Annotated in this window: 14 protein-coding genes; 2 read left to right on the top strand and 12 right to left on the bottom strand. The window is 32.0% G+C overall.

All coding sequences use genetic code 11. The features are described from left to right. Nucleotides 1–37: 37 nt before the first annotated feature. The 12 genes from thyX to ACF3NF_RS07430 all read right to left on the bottom strand — a co-directional run bounded on the left by thyX (nucleotide 38) and on the right by ACF3NF_RS07430 (nucleotide 11,771). The gene (thyX, locus tag ACF3NF_RS07485) at nucleotides 38–796 is read right to left on the bottom strand and encodes an FAD-dependent thymidylate synthase (protein WP_394023009.1); all 759 of its coding nucleotides are present in this window, start codon (nucleotides 794–796) and stop codon (nucleotides 38–40) included. Nucleotides 797–906: 110 nt separating this feature from the next. Continuing rightward, nucleotides 907–2,115, bottom strand: a complete 1,209-nt coding sequence (locus ACF3NF_RS07480; protein ID WP_394023007.1) for a hypothetical protein — start codon at nucleotides 2,113–2,115, stop codon at nucleotides 907–909. 151 nt (nucleotides 2,116–2,266) lie between these two features. Then, nucleotides 2,267–3,187 (bottom strand): hypothetical protein, encoded by a 921-nt coding sequence (locus tag ACF3NF_RS07475; protein ID WP_394023005.1) that lies wholly within the window; start codon nucleotides 3,185–3,187, stop codon nucleotides 2,267–2,269. Nucleotide 3,188: 1 nt separating this feature from the next. Continuing rightward, on the bottom strand, nucleotides 3,189–3,686 hold the full coding sequence (locus tag ACF3NF_RS07470; RefSeq protein ID WP_394023004.1) for a macro domain-containing protein: 498 nt from the start codon (nucleotides 3,684–3,686) through the stop codon (nucleotides 3,189–3,191). 1 nt (nucleotide 3,687) lies between these two features. Further along, on the bottom strand, nucleotides 3,688–4,104 hold the full coding sequence (locus ACF3NF_RS07465) for a hypothetical protein (protein ID WP_394023002.1): 417 nt from the start codon (nucleotides 4,102–4,104) through the stop codon (nucleotides 3,688–3,690). Then, complete coding sequence (locus ACF3NF_RS07460) at nucleotides 4,101–5,117, bottom strand: transglutaminase domain-containing protein (RefSeq protein WP_394023000.1); 1,017 nt, start codon at nucleotides 5,115–5,117, stop codon at nucleotides 4,101–4,103. Before ACF3NF_RS07460 ends, ACF3NF_RS07465 begins: the two co-directional genes overlap by 4 nt. 51 nt (nucleotides 5,118–5,168) lie before the next feature. Continuing rightward, complete coding sequence (locus ACF3NF_RS07455; RefSeq protein ID WP_394022998.1) at nucleotides 5,169–7,298, bottom strand: DEAD/DEAH box helicase; 2,130 nt, start codon at nucleotides 7,296–7,298, stop codon at nucleotides 5,169–5,171. Beyond that, nucleotides 7,295–8,620, bottom strand: coding sequence for an ATP-binding protein (locus ACF3NF_RS07450; protein WP_394022996.1), 1,326 nt, complete (start codon nucleotides 8,618–8,620; stop codon nucleotides 7,295–7,297). The genes ACF3NF_RS07455 and ACF3NF_RS07450 overlap by 4 nt, the downstream gene beginning before the upstream one ends. After that, entirely contained in the window at nucleotides 8,610–10,352 is a 1,743-nt protein-coding gene (locus tag ACF3NF_RS07445) for a tellurite resistance TerB C-terminal domain-containing protein (RefSeq protein ID WP_394022994.1), read from the bottom strand. The genes ACF3NF_RS07450 and ACF3NF_RS07445 overlap by 11 nt, the downstream gene beginning before the upstream one ends. A gap of 87 nt (nucleotides 10,353–10,439) precedes the next feature. Next, nucleotides 10,440–10,670 carry a hypothetical protein gene (locus ACF3NF_RS07440; RefSeq protein ID WP_394022993.1) on the bottom strand — a complete coding sequence of 77 codons (231 nt, stop codon included), beginning with the start codon at nucleotides 10,668–10,670 and terminating at the stop codon, nucleotides 10,440–10,442. 7 nt (nucleotides 10,671–10,677) lie between these two features. After that, on the bottom strand, nucleotides 10,678–10,911 hold the full coding sequence (locus tag ACF3NF_RS07435) for a hypothetical protein (protein WP_394022991.1): 234 nt from the start codon (nucleotides 10,909–10,911) through the stop codon (nucleotides 10,678–10,680). Nucleotides 10,912–10,919: 8 nt separating this feature from the next. Beyond that, on the bottom strand, nucleotides 10,920–11,771 hold the full coding sequence (locus tag ACF3NF_RS07430; protein ID WP_394022989.1) for a fructosamine kinase family protein: 852 nt from the start codon (nucleotides 11,769–11,771) through the stop codon (nucleotides 10,920–10,922). A gap of 147 nt (nucleotides 11,772–11,918) precedes the next feature. Between ACF3NF_RS07430 and ACF3NF_RS07425 the strand changes: the two genes are divergently transcribed. Then, nucleotides 11,919–13,877: a bifunctional metallophosphatase/5'-nucleotidase gene (locus tag ACF3NF_RS07425; protein WP_394022988.1), complete on the top strand. Its 1,959-nt coding sequence runs from the start codon at nucleotides 11,919–11,921 to the stop codon at nucleotides 13,875–13,877. Between the two features lie 178 nt (nucleotides 13,878–14,055). Further along, the gene (locus ACF3NF_RS07420; protein WP_262122619.1) at nucleotides 14,056–14,334 is read left to right on the top strand and encodes a hypothetical protein; all 279 of its coding nucleotides are present in this window, start codon (nucleotides 14,056–14,058) and stop codon (nucleotides 14,332–14,334) included. Nucleotides 14,335–14,341 lie beyond the last annotated feature (7 nt).

The raw sequence follows: 14,341 nt of genomic DNA, 5'->3' as shown, positions 1-14,341 counted from the left end.
AGCACTCTTATTTAAAAAAAGAGTGCTTTTTTATAGTCTAAATATTTTTATATTTTTTTCTTACTTCGTTGATTTTTCCACAAGTCATCTTCCCCTCAGGACATGGCCCATTTACACAATTTGGTCCTGCACTTTGAAATAAATTTGGATATATTTCCTTGCATATTTTCACCATCTCAAAAGCCATCTCCCTTATCTCCCACTGAGCTCTATTGCAGCATCTAAGAGAGAAAAAATGTAGCAAGCTTCTAGCATTCATTGTAAATACAATTTTACTCTCACTTGCATTAGGAAATACATACCTAGCGTCTTCTATAGCTGACTTTTCTGCTTTTGATCTAGCCTTTTTTTCATCTAATCCATCTTCTATGTTTATTTTGTAATAATTATCAAATAATTCATGGCTTATCTTTAAGTATGCTTCATTACATTTTTCCATAGTCTCAATATATAACTTTTTTGCAGATTCATTACTGTCTATTGCAGGTGGAATTATGTAATCAAAATCATCAAATTTTACATATCTTTGTGATTGTTGAGAATAAGAAGCAATCCTATGTCTTACTAACTGATGGGTTAGCGACCTAGATACCCCTTCAACTGCAAAAGTGAAACTAGCATGTTCTACTGGAGATAAATGTCCCATAGAAATTAACATATTTATATATTTTTTTATGGAATCGTCATCTAATTTTTCTTTTATATCTTCAACACCTACTTTTGAATAACAAAGTTTGCCGGCTTGGGCAATCGTTTGTTCAGCACCCATAGTATAATTTAATAAAGAAATTTTCATATAATCCATCTCCCCAATTTTAATTTCTATAATAATACTACCACAAATACTTTAAAGTTTTAAGAAAATTTTACACAAAAAAAAGAAGGCTAATGCCTTCTTTTATATTGTTATCTAATTGTTTCTCTTCTAACTAGTTCTTTTGCTTTTTCTTCACCTAGTTGTCCACCCCAAGCTGATAAAGCTAAAGCTGCAAGTAGGCCGATAAATGTGATTACAGAACCAGCTGAAAGTTTGTTAGAAGCATCTTCTGCTCCTTTTTTAGCACCTTCAACAGTTTCATCAACTGTTCTTTCTGTTTGGTTAGCAAGTTGTTGTACTTTTACAGATGCATCATCAAGTGTTTCTTGTGCTTGTTTATTAGCATCTTGTAAACCATTATAGATATTATCTGTAACTTGTTCAGCTTCTTCTTGTGTTAGATCAGAGTTAGATTCAACTGCATTTGCAATTGCATCTCTATCAGCTGAATCAGCTATAGTTTGAGCTCTATCAGCTAAATCTTTAGAAACTCTATCAATCTCAGCATTTGCTGAATCTGGGTTAAGAGCAATATTTTTAGCTGCAGATGCGATTAAATCTCTTGATTCTTGTAGTTGATTTTTTAGGTAATCTGGTTGAAGTTCAGGAATATCTGTATCTGATAGATATTTTTCGATATCTGCTTGTACTTCTTCATTATCAACATTTACATCTTCTATAGCATTACCTGCTGATTCAAATCCTGAACCAATAGCATCACTTGTTGCTGTGATTGCAGAACCTGCAACATTTCCTACTCCACCAGCTACACTACCTGCAACGTTAGCAGCTGTTCCTAAAACTGAAGAAATAGCATTTACTACTAGGGTTAGTAATAGTAAAAGTGTTACAGCCCAAGTAATTGCACCGTGTAGTTTACCTGTAGATCTAGCTGAGTAACCAGCGATGTATCCACCACATAAGAATGATAGGATAAGTGTAATTGCTGTCCAAATTCCTGTACCAACTCCTACACCTGAAAGTGGATCAGTTGTAGTTGGTGAAAATAATCCAAATCCTAATGCTGCTGTAATTAAGCTTAGTGTAGCAAAAACTGCTGCTGCTGTTACAGCACCTGCTAGGATTGATCCCCAAGAAAGGTTATTTCCCGCTGGAAGTACGCTTGTTGCTCTTTCGTAAACTGGAACACCTTCTCTATGTCTTTCAACTCTTTCAGTACGTTCTACTCTTTCGCCTCTACGTGGCGCTCTGCCATTTTGGCGGTTATTTGATCTTTCAACAGTTGTTTCTGTCTCAAAAGTATCAACTTTTGGATCATTATTTTTTCTATCTGTCATAATTCCTCCTTAAAATGATAACAAATAAATAATTAATTTTGTTACTTAGATATTATACCCAAATATTAGTAAATTCAAACATTTATAATTTTAAATCAAATTTTATTAAAGCAAATTTTATTTTATAATAATTAAAATTTAATTTTAAATATTATTTTAAGCTTTGATTAACAACTTGTGCACGTTCTATTTCAGCGACCATATCACGGCCCTTTACCATTTTTTGAATATTTTTTACATCTAAGATTATGACATTGTGAGTCAATAATTCTTTTTTGCTAGGATCATCAAGAAAAGAAGTATTAATAATCAAAATTGGAGTAATATCATTGATTAACCCCTCATATTGTATAATAAGTTGTTTAACAAAATCTTGATCTACCACTTTATCATACTTATAATTTTTTATATCAATTGCGTATTTTTTATTATTTTTTCTAGCAAATAGTTCAAAATCATGGCTTCTCTTATATTTTTCTTGATAGGCTTCAATAAAATATCCCGTGTTGTTAAAAGCCTCTTTGATTAATTGCTGAGAATTATAATCAAACTGAATTTTTCTTAAGGCATCCAGTAGCCTATTAGGATTAATCTTAAAAAATCCTCGATATTCGACCTTATCTTCATATCTTTGTAAGTCAAATCCGACTACCATATTTCCAATTACATTAAAATTTCCATGGGCAATGGCATTTCTTATATGCCTTAAAAGGGCCATAGTTTTTGTTTCCCCACCAGCAATAGTCATCATTATCTTGGGGCATTTTGTACAAATCTCTTCTAAAAATGGACTAATCATATCATTTGTTATAGTTTCTGTAAATAAAACATCCTCATCTGCTAAATCCATAGCATTCATAAGTTCTATAAAAATAAAATCATCGTATTGTGGATTTAAAAGAAGTTCATTTTTTTCAGATTGTTCTGATTTTATATTTGGAACATACCAAAGCAGATAGTAAATCCCCTCCCTTAGCTCCTTACTTAGACTAATGGGAATTTCTTGGTGTTTGATTTGATATTTAGTTTTATTTTTGCAATTGTCGTATGTAAATTTGTCTGTAAGTTGCATATTAATCAACCTTAGCTACACTATCTAACAAATCTTTATCGATTATTGTAAGATAAACATCCGTATCATTATCTATTAAAAATTTATTAATAGTATTCTTAGCAATATCAAATGCTTCTTTTTTAGGATAACCATAAATGCCTGCAGAAATAAGTGGAAAGGCTATTGATTTAAAATTGTGCTTTCTTGCTAAATTTAAGGAATTTTTATAAGAATTTTCTAGTAATTCTTTAGATTTCTCTGGATGTTGAGAGTCAAAAACTGGTCCTGCAGTATGGATTATATGTTTTGCTTTTAAATTATATCCATCTGTCATTACTGCTTGACCTGTTTTTATTGGGCCAATCATATCACAAGCTTTTCGCAATTGATCAGCTCCAGCTGCCCTAAAAATTGCTCCACAGACTCCCCCTCCCATTTGTAAAGAAGTATTTGCAGCATTTACTATTGCATCTACATCAAGTTTTGTAATATCTTTACTTATAATTTGAAAACTCATCTTATACCTCTACTAATACCTTGTTGTCCCAATTTATTTCTAAGTCTCCACAATAATGTATGTCGATAAAGCAATCATAAGCCTTATCAAGTTTTGTAGCTATTCCATAAAAATGAACTAGCCCAAATCCGTATGCCTCTTCTAGTATATTAAATCTGTAATCCTTAAAATCATTAAAGCTTAAGCTAAGTATTTTATCATTATTTATTAGTTTTATTCTTATAGGATAATCTTCATTAGCTTTAATTTCTATCAAATCATTTGCTATCACTACAGGATTATCAAGGACATAATCTGCCCTAGCTGAAAACAAAAAAGCCTGGCTAAGTTTTATAATAGCCTTACCATCTTCTACTACAAAATCTATGATATCCATGTCATGCAAAGAAATTAATTCACTGTAAGGATTTACAATCATCTTATATACTCCTCTATGTCATTAAAAAAGCTGCTCACATAATAATCTACAAATTCTTCTTTTGATCTGTCAAAATAATAAAAATAATAAGGTCTTCCATTTGCTACCATGCCCGTAACATCAACATATGACCAATTATCGTTTAGTTTTACAACATTCCACTGGTGTTCTCCAGAGTATCCATCTGGTCTATTTTTCTCCTTTGTATTTCCAGTAACTGAATATGCGGGTATGCCCACTCTTTGGCAAAGAATTGCAAAACTTTGAGCAAAACCAGAGCATTGAGATAGTCCTTTGACCATAGCTCCGTACATATTATTTTCTATTAAATTATCTTGATTTGACACGAATTGATATTCATTATTTTCAGCAAGCCATTGGGCAAAATAATAAGCCTTATCATAATCATTATCATAATTTTCATTTGCATAATCTACTAGTACATCTAACTGATTTTCAACCTGAGCTTTTTGCTCTTCAGTCATATAAGTTTTGGTATTTTCTTCGATTTTGTATCTTGGAACTATTTTAAAAGTTTCCTCATCAAACCAATAATTGGCATAAATATAGGGTTCCATCCTGCCCTCAGAATAATATGGGCTTAGCAAAAAAAGGTCACTTGCAAACTTCATCTTCTCATCAAAATCATTTGTAAGCGTAACCTTTGGGTCTTGGAGGGCTTCAGTTATAATTCGACTTACATAAAACATTTCATTTTCTTGATCGTAGTATTCCATCATTTTGACGGCATATTTGTCTTGAGTTTCTAAGTCAGCAAACCTTTCTTTAAGCAAAAATCCCGGTTTATCTATTTCATAATCTAGTTCATGGGGTTCAAAGCTAGGTTGTTTTAAAGTGGGGCTTTTTGGTTTGATATCCTCCAAAGAAATATTTGACTGATCGACAACTTCATCTTCACCACTATTGGTAATAGGAGGAACTCCCCCCTCCTTACCCATGTTGCCACAGGCAGTTAGTATTAATAATGTAAGTATATATAAAAATTTCTTCATTAAATATCCTTTAATTATCATTTTATCTATATTTTACCATAAATAGTATGGCTAATAAGTTTGCTGATTTTTTGTATCAACATTATTAATATCTAACTCCAAATACTTATAAGCTCCATCTATATCAAGATAATTATTTATTACATAATCTGCGCGTAAATTTTCTGGAACTAAAATCATATATTTGTTTGAGCTTAGATATGCATCAAGCAAAGTTTTTTCTTTCATTAAAAAATTAAATATTCTATCCCTATCTACTGGATTTATCCTACATTCGTCAAAAACTTCTGGGGTTTTAGGACCACAAACCATACTATCTGTTTCAGAAATAAAATATGAAGTCGATTTGCTTATAATATTAAACATTATGGCAAGAGTCCTATTTACTTTTGTAGATTGAAAAGTAATTAGGCCTATATAATCATCCTCAATTGAAAATGGATATTGGTAATCCTTTAAGGCATCATGGAGCTCATAAATGTATTTTTTGGACTCTTCATCAAATTCAAAATCTTTCGGATTATCAATTATATATCTCATTCGTTGTCTAATAATTGGGCTTACATCTACATCTCCAGCTGATAAAAATTTAGGAGGATCCCCTTCATTGGCAGTTGAAACTCTAATTTTTTTGCTATCCCTATATATTTTTTCAATCTTCCAGACCTGTCCTGCTAAAAATATATTTGCTTCTTCTTGTATTTCTGGTCTAATCTCTATTTCTCCTATTTTCCCAGACTCATTATAAACTGTAAATGCTTGGGCGGTTAAAAATTGATTGTAAAATCTGCCCATAAACATTAATTTATCTAAATTTATACCTGTTATTACTTCATTTTCTAGTATCTCTATAAAACCTTCTTGGGCCATAAAATCTGTAATTTGCTCAAATTCCTCATCACTAATGTCAGAAAAAGTGGCTAAAGTCTTGTTTAAATACTTATATTCTTCAATTGCTAGACCATAATTTTCCAAAAGTGTAGATAAAACTTGGTGGGCAAAAACATCATAAGCTTTTTTGCTTACTTCTATTTTATCTAAGAACCCTTCTTCAAAAAGGCTAATAGCTGCCATTGATTGTAGGGCATCATAGACTCCGGTATTTATTTGATGGAGAATTGATTTGTGAGTTTTTCTACCACTTCTTCCTAATCTTTGGGCAAGTGATAAAACTGAATGAGCAGCTCCAAATTGAACCACTGATGTCACAGATCCTATGTCAATGCCTAATTCTAAGGTAGAGGTGGCAACTATGACATATTTTTCATTTCGGGCTTCTTTTGCAAATTCTTCTATTTCTTGTCTGCGAATTTTGCTAACTGACGAGTGGTGTGCAAATATTTTTATGTCTTCATTGAGGCTCTTATAAATATTAGCTAGCTGGACTGCAATTAGTTCTACTTTTTCCCTAGAATTTGGGAAAATAAGCATAGGCCCCTCTAAAGAATAATCATGCATAAGATTTAGGTATTCATTTGATAAGTTGATGTCTTCTGTCAAATCAAAAGTATATTCAAATTCATTTTGTGATTTGTCAAGCAAAATGATTGTTTCACGACCATTGTTGAAAAAAGATTTTGCTAAACCATAATTTAAATCCCCTATGGTTGCAGAAAGTCCAATCATTCTTGGTACTTCGTAAGTAAAACGCAAGATTCGATCTAAAAGTGATTTTAATTGCAAACCACGATTACCTAAAAAAAAACTATGGATTTCATCTATTATTATGTATTCAAGGTCAGCAAAAAGAATCTTAGCAATTTCTGGTTTCCCAGATAATAAAGCTTCGATAGATTCTGGGGTAATAAGCAAAATTCCCCTTGGGCTTTCAATAAGATTGTCTTTTTTTGCCTTGCTTGCTTCCCCATGCCAAGATGTGATTGGGATATTCATATCAAAACACATATCATTTATACGTTTAAATTGGTCATTTATGAGAGCAATTAGGGGTGAAATATATAAAATCTTAACCCCCTTATCCCATGAATTGACCTTGCTAATGGCAGGCAAAAATGCAGCTTCTGTTTTGCCCGATGCTGTTGCTGCTGATAGTATCAAGTTATTGTCTGTACTAAAAAATGCTTTTATAGAAGCATTTTGGATTTTTGTAAGCGCTGGCCAACCTTTTTCATGAATATAAAATCTAAGTTCACGATTTAGTAAAGAAAATGAATCTGTCATATTATTTCAATCTCATCATCCATATCGGCTGGATCTTTGCTAATTTCTAAAACATTTTTAAATCTCTCACTGATTATGTCCATCAAATCCACATTTGAATTTTGTCTTTTTAGGTCAAGTATTTCTATAAAATCTTTTATAACTGCACGAGGGGTTAAAAATTCATCAGCTCCTGGTCTATTTAATTGACCTTCCATATAAGTGATTATTTCCCTCTGACTTATTTCAATTGATTCTTTGTAGTGAACATTATAAACATTTACCAAATTTTCTAAAAGCGTGTATATTTCTTCATTAGAAAGTGGTTTAAGCCCAAGGACTGTACGATTTGTATTTACCAATTTATTGTCCATGCTTTCTTCACTTCCAAGTCTACCTTTTAGAGCTCCATAAGAAGAAAAACCACGATTTTCATCAAAAATTGTTTTACGAGTGGCCCCGAAATTAATAAATAAACCCTTGGCAATATTTGATTTAGCTTCATTATAGATATTTAAAATACGTTCATAATTTCTCTCACGGGTCACTGATTGAGGGATTTTGTATAAATTAACTGCCTCATCAAAATTTACGACAAATCCACTGTAGCCTATTCCCAATAATAGCTCACTCATATTTTTTAGAGCATCAAACCAATTGTCATCATTGATTATTTGATTAATAGAAAGTTCTTTTTTGGCTTCGGTCTTGGTTGTAATATCTCCCCTTAGCCACCTGATAGCATTGGTTTTAAGGAGTCTATTATCATTTATGAAGCCTTCATAAAATTTGACTATTGCCTGACCAAATTCAAAGGACAAACCAACTGCTGAGAAATCACCGATGATATTTAAAATCTCATTGGTAACCTCTTTTTGATATTCTCCTTCTAAAATTTCTGATATTTCTACATTGAGGTCTTCAGAAACTCTTGAAAAAATTTGGTTTAGCCATTCTTCTATTATAGAACTTAAAACATTCCCGCTTTTTAGGGTTTTAGTTTTAATATTATCTATTATCTCTGTATAAAGGGCAACAGCTTTTCTATCTGTTGCATAAAACCTTCTGGATGGATTTAAATCCAATGTCGAAACAACAAAGTTTTTTTGCAGGGCAATTTGCTCGATTGTAGCAAGCATAAAGCTTTTTCCAGAACCAAAATCACCAACCCAAAAGCGAATATCACTTTCTCCATCAGCTACATTATCTAAAATTTTTATTACTTCTTCAACCTCTCTATTTCTGCCCACTAAAAGATGTTGGACGCCCATGTTTGGTACAACCCCACCTTCTAGAGATTTTATGATAATTGATGCTTCTTTGAGATTTATTCTATTTGCCATCTACATACTCCTTTATCATATCTACATAAAATTCATCTATACTTACTTTTTCACCCTCGATTATCAAGGTCTGATCACCTATATAATCAAATAAGGATTCGTTTATATCGCTTAAAAATGAATTTAAAGTCAAGCCCTTTTCTTTGCCTAAACTTTCAAGTTCATCTGTGCTAATAGAACCCTGATCCAAAATTTTTATTAGTATGCCATCATAATTATTTTCATTATTTGTTGGCAAAGTTTTTTTTAGGGTTTCTTCCTCTTTGCTTTCCACATCTTCGTAAAAATCATTGACCATGCTCACAGTTTTGTCTAGATTTTTACGAGAAATATCTATTTTTTTGCTATCTACTTTTATTTTTTTAGGGGCAATTTTTTCTAAATCCCTTATTTCATCAATTAGTTCTTCACTAAGTTCATTTTGATTTACAAGATTTAAAAATTTAGCATAGTTTTCTTTGTTAATAACTTCAAATAAATATTTTTGGGTACTTTTTTTATTAATTCCCTTCTTATAAAAATAGTACAATCCAATAATTTTATTTTCTTCATCATAAGATTTTACAAGTTCATTTAAGAGTCTTTCGAAATTTTCTTGGTTTTCGTAATCTTTTATAAGAGTGATTTGTTTTTTTGTATCAAGCCCTATCAAATAGTTTATAAAATCTTGAATCTTATTGGGGTTTTTTTCGAAATATTCCCTATATATTTCATCTACCAATTCTTCATCTAAGTTATTTAAGTAGTTTGTTTGGTATTTTTTTATAAATAGATATATATCCTCATTAACTTCTTCTTTTAGTAAATCCCTAGCCTTGTTTGTAGAAATCCAACCATAAAAAGTAAATTTTTCACGCAGATTTTTCTCAGAAATTAACAAAATCGCATCTAAAATATCCTTGGACTGTTGATAGGGTTTAATAATTTTTATTAGCCTATCAGTTTTTATTTGCTCATAGTCAAACAAGGCCCTTAGAGTTGAAAGATAAAGGTCCATAAGGATATGAAATACTTTTTTATTTCTCCATAGCACATTACTGCGTTTTGAAATCTGGTCTATGGCAATTTGCTCTTCTTTAGAAAAGTTATATTTTTTTCTTAAAGTTCCATCCGCATCCCACCACAAAGATACTTCATTATTATCTGTTAATTTAAAATATTCACGGGTTTGCTTATCAGCTGGCTTTAATTCCCTAGTTAATTTTTCAGCTTCTTCTTCTATAAGCTTTCTTGCTTTATGACTTACATTATTTTCTATAATTTTAAATGACCTATCTGCAGTTTTTTTGGACAAGGGGTTATAAAAATTAATTACATAAGTTTCTGCTATCAGATAAATCGTGTAGTATAAGTCAAAATTCAGATCTTCTCTACGAAGGCTTGATACCTTCCTAGCAACAGTAGTTCCTTGTTCATTTAGGAAAATTTCTAATTTTTCACAAAGCTTCGCATACATCTTAAGGGCAGCTACATTTAATTGATTTACTCTCATTGCTTTTGACTTATATTGGCGATCAAGTTTTAAAATCCAATATCTATAGTCTTTTATGATTGGTTTTTCAACTGACAATTTTTCAGGAATTTTGACTTCTTTATCTAGGCTTATATCGATGACACCTTTCATATCTCCAGCTTCTATTTTTCTCTTAAATGTATGTTTTTCATTATTTTGAAGCTTAGAAATATCGCTTGCTATATTATCAATCATTTTTTTGATGTCTTCGTATTTCACATAAGCCCCCTTAATTTAATCTAAATAACATTATACCGTCCTTGGGTATTTTTTGCTTAAAAAAACGCTAGTTTCCTAGCGTATTTCTTATATTCCAAATTTTCTAGCAATTTCTACTGACTCGTGATAATAGGATTTAGATACCCCATCTTCATTTGCCAAGATGTATTCATCTACTAAAAAATTGCTTTCATCATCATTATTTTTTATCCTATAGACCTCATAACCCTCGTAGTCTCCAAGAAATGCAATTTCACTATCTTCCTCAAATTCTTTTATTGTAAATTCCAAGGCTTGGTCATAATATTTATTTTCCATAATTCTCCTAATCTATATCAAAAAAGTGGACTATCTCATAATCTTCATCGCTATCAGCTATGCGAACGCCTTTATCATTTACTAAGGCAAAGGCTCCTACTCCGTCTGTATCATCATCAGTATTTACTACATAGCAATCATAGCTCTCCCACTCACCTAGATAATCTATATCTGTATAGCCGTCATATTCGTTTTGTACAAAGTCTAATACTTTTTCCTTGCTCTTTTCTATCAATGTCATAATTCACCTCAAAAATTAAGTATATTTTCCATAGTAGCATTTACTGAGGACTCATACATTTCTCCAAATTTTACAAGGTGCACCATATATAAGTAAAGCCTGTAAAATTCTAATCGCAATCTATATCCATCTTCTAATGGATAGATTTCATTATATCTTTGGTAAAATTCATCAGTAAATCCGCCAAAAACTGTTGTTATTCCTATATCAAATTCCCTATCGCCATAAAATGGACTAGGATCAAATAAGGCTGGTGACCCATCGCTTAAAAACATATAGTTGCCACCCCATAGGTCACCATGAAGTAGAGATGCTTGAGATTTCTGATTTTTAAGTTCATTGTCCATTATCAGGTATACCTTCTCAAACTTTTCATAATCATAGTCAGTCCACAAATCCATATCCATTAATTGTTTGGCTAATACATTCATACGCTCTTCTAAAAAAACTTCTGCCCAAGTATCCTTCCAATCATTTGAAAATGTAGTTTGTGACCCCCTGTGAGGATAATCAAAACCAAATTTTCCATTAGGGCTTTTCTTTTGGTGCATCTTAGCAACTACTTCAGCAAGCTCACTTTGTGATCCTTTGCTAGCTTCTTCTAAAAAGGATAAAAGCAAATAAGCATCTCCATCAACAAATCCATGGTCAATTACCCTAGGAGCATTTATGCCAATTTCTTCAAAAAGTTTTAGTCCAGCTATCTCACCATCATAAAAACTATCATCACAATTTTTTTGAACCAACATATAATATAATTTATCAGCCGAATATATTTTGTATGCATCATTGACATCACCACCACGGCTGGCCCTAATATCTGTTACTTCAATCGGCAAATTTCCTATAAACTTTTCCATAGTATATTCCTTTCTAGCTTACCTATTCTTTCTTATCTTTTACCCTTACTTAGATTTTACAAACTCATACAAATATCAAATAAATTTTACAATACTTATTTTGAAAATATTATATGATAGATATATAAATAAATTTTTGGAGGATCTATGTTAAACAATAAAAAAGTAAAACCAATTTTTACAGCTGCACTAAGTTTTGCTCTACTTGCATCAGGCCTGGTTACATCAGTTAACGATGCTTATGCAATTCCAGATGATGGCAAAAAAGCTCAACTTGAAACATCGTACTTTAACAACAACGTATCTAATAAAGCTAGTAAAATGCTTTTAAATGAGTATCCTAACCTTGCAAATGGTGCTGAATCTCAACTTAGTAATCTTGTAAAAAAATCAGATGAAGCACTTAAAAAATCAAAACCAGTTGTAGATGCTCTACATCCAGAAAGAGCAAATGAAGATGAAAGCATCAAAAAATTAGACAATGCCGTATTTAATAACAAGGTAAAAGCAGAGTCAGTTTTCCTATTATTTGAACTAACACCAAATAAAATCGAAAATAGCAAAGATAAATTTACTAAAATGGTAAATGACTCTATGACAGCCCAAGGAAAAGCAGAATACAAATTAAACAAACTTCGTGGGTACAAAACAATTTCAATTGTCCATGTAAATGATACTCACGGTAGAATCGAAGAAAATGAAAAAAATGGCGAACTTGGTTTTGCTAAGTTAAAAACATATTTTGATAACAGAAATTCAAACAATAATGCCCTACTATTAAACGCAGGTGATGTTGTCCACGGTACAACTTTTGCCACAATATCTCGTGGTGAGAGTGTAATCGATGTGATGAACCAAATGGGATTTGATGCAATGACAGCTGGTAACCACGATTTTAACTACGGATACCAAAGACTAGTAGAACTAAATAACAGAGCAAATTTCCCAATTCTTGCTTCAAATGTCATTAACCAAGATGGAAGTCACATCATTGATTCTGATAAAATAATTGAGATAGATGGGGTAAAAATTGGTATCTTTGGCCTAGCTACAGAAGAAACAAAAACAAAATCTTCTCCAGCAAATACAGAAGGACTAACATTTGCAAACTCTATAGAAACAGCTCAAAACGAAGTTAATAACTTAAGAAACCAAGGTGCACAAATCATTATCTGCCTATCTCACCTAGGAGAAGATAAAGAAAGCAAAGAAACTTCAACAATGATTGCTGAAAATGTAGAAGGTATTGATCTAATAATCGACGGTCACTCACACACAGAATTACAAAATGGTAGATATGTAGGCAACACACTTATTGCTCAAGCAAAAGCCCACGGATATTTTATCGGTGATGTTACACTTCTATTAGACAAAGATAACAAAATCGTTGCAAAAAGCGCTAGCCTAAAACCATACGCTAGAATGAAACACCTATACGCAAACAAAGAAACACTGGCACAAATAGAAGCAGTTTCAAATGAAAACAAAAAAGTACTTGACCAAAACGTTGGGCAAACAAGTGTTGACCTAGAAGGTGCTCGTGAAATGGTAAGAACTCGCGAAACAAACCTTGGTAACTATATAACAGATGCAATGATAAAAGCAACCGGTGCAGATGTAGCAATTACAAACGGTGGTGGAATTAGAGATTCAATCTCAGCTGGAAATATTACTAAAGGTGATGTACTAACAGTATTCCCATTCACAAACTTTGCAGTAACTTTAGAAGTACCAGGATCAGTAATCAAAGAAGCTCTAGAACACGGACTAACAGATGCACCAAACTCAGCTGGAAAATTCCCACAAATTGGTGGAATGATGGTAAAATATGATTCTACAAGACCAGCCGGTGACAGAGTAACAGAAATAACAATTGCTGGCGAAGCTATTGATCCAAACAAAAACTATAATCTAGTTACTAACGACTTCATGTCTATTGGTGGAGATGGATATGAAATGTTTAAGCCATATCAAAGAACTGGAGAATATGAACTAATCTCAGAAATCTTTGAAAATGCTATCAGAAACGATGGAGAAATCAATCCACAAATAGACAACAGAATGACAGATATAAGTCAAGCTACAGCAGCAGACAAAGCAGCTTAGATATTATTTAAAACTCCTACTATTATATATAAGTAGGAGTTTTTTTTATTTTATTTCTTTATCGATGATAAATAGCAATCATTTACATAAAAATTATACATAATAATTTTATTTGACAAATAAGCCCTATGAGGCTATAATAACGCTGTTAAGATAATTAACAAAAAAGGAGAGTATTATGAACAAAAAATTAATCGCATTAGCGTTAGCAGGAACATTCGCATTTGCAGGATGTGGAAACAATGCAGAAACAAAAGAAGCTGAACCAACAACAGATACAACTGTTACAGAACCAGCAGTAGACGAAGCTACAGACGCAAAAGAAGCTGAAGACAAAGCTGACGAAGCTGAAAACAAAGCAGAAGAAGCAGCTGACGAAGCTAAAGAAGCTGAAGAAAATGCTGATGAAGCAGCAACAGAAGCTGAAGAAGAAGCTACAGAAAAAACAAATAACTAATAAGATT

It is taken from the genome of Anaerococcus martiniensis (assembly GCF_043187485.1).
Lineage (GTDB): Bacteria > Bacillota > Clostridia > Tissierellales > Peptoniphilaceae > Anaerococcus > Anaerococcus martiniensis.
The sequence above is the reverse complement of the archived record's forward strand: the minus strand, read 5'-3'. Positions and strand labels throughout refer to the sequence as shown.